At 55.8% G+C, this 4,765-nt stretch carries 6 protein-coding genes; 2 read left to right on the plus strand and 4 right to left on the minus strand.

Going from position 1 to position 4,765, the window contains the following annotated elements; genetic code table 11:
- Positions 1-181: 181 nt before the first annotated feature.
- The 3 genes from V7730_RS22095 to V7730_RS22105 form a co-directional block, all read right to left on the minus strand.
- A complete protein-coding gene (locus tag V7730_RS22095; RefSeq protein WP_335749716.1) occupies positions 182-817 on the minus strand; it encodes a transmembrane anchor protein in 636 nt (211 codons plus the stop codon).
- A 20-nt stretch (positions 818-837) separates the two neighbouring features.
- Positions 838-1,506: a HupE/UreJ family protein gene (locus V7730_RS22100; protein WP_443070269.1), complete on the minus strand. Its 669-nt coding sequence runs from the start codon at positions 1,504-1,506 to the stop codon at positions 838-840.
- Positions 1,507-1,626: 120 nt separating this feature from the next.
- Entirely contained in the window at positions 1,627-1,986 is a 360-nt protein-coding gene (locus tag V7730_RS22105; protein ID WP_335749718.1) for a hypothetical protein, read from the minus strand.
- Between the two features lie 64 nt (positions 1,987-2,050).
- Between V7730_RS22105 and V7730_RS22110 the strand changes: the two genes are divergently transcribed.
- Together V7730_RS22110 and V7730_RS22115 are read left to right on the plus strand one after the other, a co-directional pair.
- Positions 2,051-2,323: a metal-sensing transcriptional repressor gene (locus tag V7730_RS22110; protein ID WP_335749719.1), complete on the plus strand. Its 273-nt coding sequence runs from the start codon at positions 2,051-2,053 to the stop codon at positions 2,321-2,323.
- A 9-nt stretch (positions 2,324-2,332) separates the two neighbouring features.
- Entirely contained in the window at positions 2,333-3,658 is a 1,326-nt protein-coding gene (locus V7730_RS22115) for an MFS transporter (RefSeq protein ID WP_335749720.1), read from the plus strand.
- A 224-nt stretch (positions 3,659-3,882) separates the two neighbouring features.
- Here V7730_RS22115 and V7730_RS22120 read toward each other — a convergent pair whose 3' ends face one another.
- Positions 3,883-4,536 carry a DUF2461 domain-containing protein gene (locus tag V7730_RS22120; RefSeq protein WP_335749721.1) on the minus strand — a complete coding sequence of 218 codons (654 nt, stop codon included), beginning with the start codon at positions 4,534-4,536 and terminating at the stop codon, positions 3,883-3,885.
- Positions 4,537-4,765 lie beyond the last annotated feature (229 nt).

Here is a 4,765-nt window from a genome sequence, read left to right on the forward strand (position 1 = left end):
AAGTGGCGCACTTTCTCTCCGGCGATTGGTGCAGTTTTAGTCCGGCGTTGACAATATCGAAATTAAGGGCCGTCTCGATCAGATTGCAGACCTTCACCGTTTTGATGAATAGCCAGTTTGTCAGCGGAAAGCCTGCTTTGGGGTAATTGGCCCCCGCCACGCGACGGAGGCCATCTGATTTTTATGGCAACTTCATTTCAATGTAGTCACCACGGACAAAGAGCGTGACCGTGACGTCCTGCCCATCGCGGTTACGCCAGAACCAGCCATGATTGCCAGTAAAGGCCGCCCTCAGGACACCTTCCGCGCTTGGAACAGCACGGCCCTTTTCGTAGCTGATGTTCTCGCCGCCACCGTCGCCATGAAGGTCGAAGTTGACGACGCCATTTTCGACCACCCAGAGGAACTCGGCCTCTGCCCCTTCTTCCATGACCAGCTTGACCTCAATCCCGTCGCCGGGAGCCAGCGTCACGCTGTATTGATCCGTCCATTCCGGCTCGGTTGTTTGTGCATGGGCTGCACCGACGAAGAAGCTGAAAAACCCGCCGCCGAGACTGGATTGTTCTTCAACCGTCCCGGTGTTCTGAAGCTCCAACAGGCGGTCGGCTTCGGCCTCTTCGGCAAGCTGGACCTTGATCTCGCCCATTTCGGCCAGCCCCACGGCCTTGCCTATTCCGGTTGGGTCGATCCCGTATTCTGAGGGCAGGACGATGGTCACGAGGATCACGACCGCCGCGACGGCAGCCAGGATCGTAGATTTGATAAGTTGCGCAGAAGTTGGCAGTTCATCGAGGTTAGGTTTGTTTCCGTTGTGCATTTTCTTGTTCTCCAAAGGGATCAGGCGACGAAGTAGCCGGTCATCTGGTATCCGACCAGAATGAACCCGGCAGACATCATCACGACATTTGCGGTGTAGGCATGTTTCCAGAAGCTGATGGTCTTGCGCCAATAGCCCATGACGATCAAGATCATGGCGAGGGCGATCAACTGACCGATCTCGACGCCGACATTGAAGGCCAGAAGGTTAGGGATCAGGCCGTCCTGCGCGATCTCATACTCCAGGATTTTGGTCGCCAGCCCCAACCCGTGAAAGAAGCCAAAGATCAGGGTTGCGGCCTTGGTATCGGGTTGGAAGCCGAACCACCGCTGATAGGCCCCAAGATTGTCGAGCGCCTTGTAGACCACCGAGAGGCCGATGATAGCGTCGATTAGGTAGGCGCTGACGTTCCAGCCAAAATAGACCCCGGCCAGCATGGTGGTGGAATGACCGATGGCGAAGAGGCTGACATAGATGGCGACGTGCTTCATCTTGTAGAGGAAGAAGACGACGCCAAAGAGGAACAGCAGGTGGTCGTAGCCAGTGACCATGTGTTTGGCCCCCAGATACATGAAGGGGATTAGCTTCATGCCGCTGACCTCTTGGATATAGCCCTTGTCGCCTTCGGTGACGGCATGGGCGTAGGCCGTGGTCGCAAAGGCGAGTAACGCCAGCAGGACCATTGCCATGAGGATCAGGGATTGCCGCAAAGGATGCGACAGATGCCCCGACCCGTAGGATCGGTTGTGTATCATTGTGATTTTCCGCTTTGTGAAAGTGTTGGATGACAGCGCCCAAAGGGCGCAGCATCACAAGCGCGGAGGTCGGTCCAGATCGAAGCCCCTGCGATCCGGCATGGCATAGCTTGCCAATGCCCAGTTCGTTCGCGTCGGCAACACCAAGCCCGATGATGTGCGGGACGGCAGGAATGCTATGTTATGGTCGTGGTCTGCTACATCATGGGCGTGTCCATGATAGGCATGCATAATATCAACGATGTCCTCGTGGGCATGGCCGTGATCCGCGATCTCGGCGTGATGCTCGGTAACGATTTTTGCCAGTTCGGTGATGTCATGCGAGACCATACGGGAGTTGGACGACGAGACCATGCCCACCGCCAAAGCGATGGTCAGCACAATTCTCAAATAGCCCGTAACTATCCGTGTCATTCTACTCTTTTCCGCAGGTCTTGGCCCACTTGCCTCATCCCCCCAGGGGGGTTACCTGTTTGATATGACAAAACATGCACCTCATGCAACCCATCCGGCAATCGTCAAGCGGCTGAAACGTGCCAGCGGGCATTTGACGAGCGTCATCAGGATGATCGAAGACGCACAGCCTTGCACCGATATCGCGCAACAATTGCATGCGGTGGAGAAGGCGGTTCAACAGGCAAAACGCACGTTGATTCAAGATCATATCGACCATTGCCTCGACAACGCCCTGACCGGCTCCAACGACTCAGCCGTTGCCGCTGAGTTCAAGGCGATCACCAAATATCTGTGAGGGATCACCATGCTCTCTGTTCTTGCCGACCACACCTATCGCCACCTGTTTTTCGCACAGATCGTGGCGCTGCTCGGCACCGGGCTTGCAACCATCGCTTTGGGGCTTCTGGCATACGATCTGTCAGGTGAGCGGGCCGGAATGGTTCTGGGCACGATCTTCACGATCAAGATGGTGGCCTATGTCGGTATCGCCCCCATCGCCGGGGCCTTCGCCAACCGCTGGCCGCGCCGGACCATGCTGGTCAGTCTCGATCTGATCCGGGCCGCTGTGGCGTTGTGCCTGCCATTCGTGACCGACGTCTGGCAGGCCTACATCCTGATCTTTGTGCTTCAGTCTGCCTCTGCGGCGTTCACGCCAACGTTTCAGGCGACAATCCCCGACATCCTGCCAGAGGAAGACCGTTACACCCGTGCCTTGTCGCTCTCGCGACTGGCCTACGACCTTGAGAACATCATCAGCCCGATGCTGGCCGCGATCCTGCTGACCTTCGTCAGCTATCATGCGTTGTTTGTCGGCACCGTAATCGGGTTTGTCGGTTCGGCCCTGCTGGTCGTGTCGGTCATGCTGCCCAGTCCGCAACCAACAGCGCCACGGGGCATCTATGACCGCACAACACGAGGGATGCGGATATACCTCGCTACGCCGCGCCTGCGCGGGCTTTTGTCGCTCAACCTTGCCGCAGCGGCGGCGGGAGCGATGGTGTTGGTGAACACCGTGGTTCTGGTTCGCTCCGATCTGGGCCTTGGCGATGCTCAGGTGGCTGTCGCCCTCGGAGCCTTTGGCGGAGGGTCAATGCTGGGAGCCCTGCTGCTGCCCCGTCTTCTGGACAATCGCCCTGACCGCCCCGTGATGATCGGGGGAGCAGTTGTATTGGTCGTTGCTCTTTTGAGTCTGTCTTTGATGTCGCTCACCTACGATACACAATGGCTCCCGCTTCTCGCAGGTTGGTTGATCATCGGGATTGGTTATTCTGTCGTGCTGACCCCGTCAGGACGGCTGCTCAAGCGATCCGCGCATGCTGAGGATAGACCTGCCGTCTATGCTGCACAGTTCGCTCTTTCACACGCCTGCTGGCTGGTGACATACCCTCTTGCAGGTTGGCTGATCACCATCGCCGGTCCAACAACGGCATTTGCAGTCCTGGCGTTGCTCGCGGGTGTTGGATTGATCAGTAGCGTCGCTTTGTGGCCGCAAGAGGATAGCGGGTCAGTGCAACACTCACATGACGATCTTCCAAGTGATCACCCGCATGTGCAGGATGGCAGAACCCACAGCCATCCAATTGTCATAGACGACTACCATCAGCACTGGCCACGGATGAAAGAAACTTAGATTGGCCAACCGAATAGTGGACATTGAACCAATTTTGGCCAAGGACTGCAAAGTCCGCCGACCGACGTTTTAGCCGCCAAAATGCTGTACTATGCACGAGTGGCCGCTTCGACGGGCTGCACCGCAGCATGCTGATTCAGTGGTGAAGGTCCGCAATGGGCCGAAGATGCTGGTGTTTAGTAAGAACTTGACCGCAACTAATCAAAAATCCTTTTGAACGACAATCACTCAAAATACCTGACCAGCGGGCTGGCTGAGCGAAAGATGTCAATCAATTGCTCAATCACGTCGTCTTCCAGCAGAAGCGCATCTGGCAGATCCTTGTGGCATCCTAAGCCGACCATTTTCAAATACTTTGCGGCCGGATCGTTATTGTCAAAACCGTCTGGAACAGTATTCAGGGCTTTGCGTGTGACAATTCCGTCTGCAAACACCTCTTTGAATTCCGGCTCGTTCACGAGCTCTTTAATTCCCTGCGGGTCGTCAACCACGCGTCTGCGCAGGCTTGCAAGTGCTGCCTTCGAGGGATGGAAAAGCCCAGCCCCTGCGTGGCAATTCCCTGGCTCGATATGCAGGTAATATCCGACGTTCTCAGATGGGTTACCCGCGTTGGCGAATACGTCAACATCCGTGCGGTATAAGCCGGGCCCGACACGTTCACGCGCTTCCTGAAAGAACTTCGAATAACTTTGCTTTGGTTTAAACCTTGCCTCAGCCACGTTATGGTCAAAACGATCCGCATAATCATGGAGTGTCGTCGCGATGCCCATAAAATTGCGCAGAGCGTCGTCACGTTCCTCGCGGTGTGCATCCCTCCAAACCTTGCGGTTGTTCATTGTAAGATCTGCAAGGAACGTAAATGTCTCTGGCTCAACCATGTCCGCCACTCCTGAATTGCAGCAATCACGAGGCGTGCCTGCGTTTGCGAAACACCATTGTAAGATCGTTTGACGGCTTTGGCTATGAGTTCGTGGATTTCTGCCCCGCACTTGAAGGTCCGCTTATCGGAAATCGGCAAGAAATTTGTCGATACACGCGAATGGCAGCTATGGGCGGCGATTTTAACGGGTCGACGCAACACTTTAGTCTTTAGCCAAAGATGGAGTG

It is taken from the genome of Sulfitobacter sp. (genome assembly GCF_036961165.1).
Taxonomy (GTDB): Bacteria; Pseudomonadota; Alphaproteobacteria; order Rhodobacterales; family Rhodobacteraceae; genus Sulfitobacter.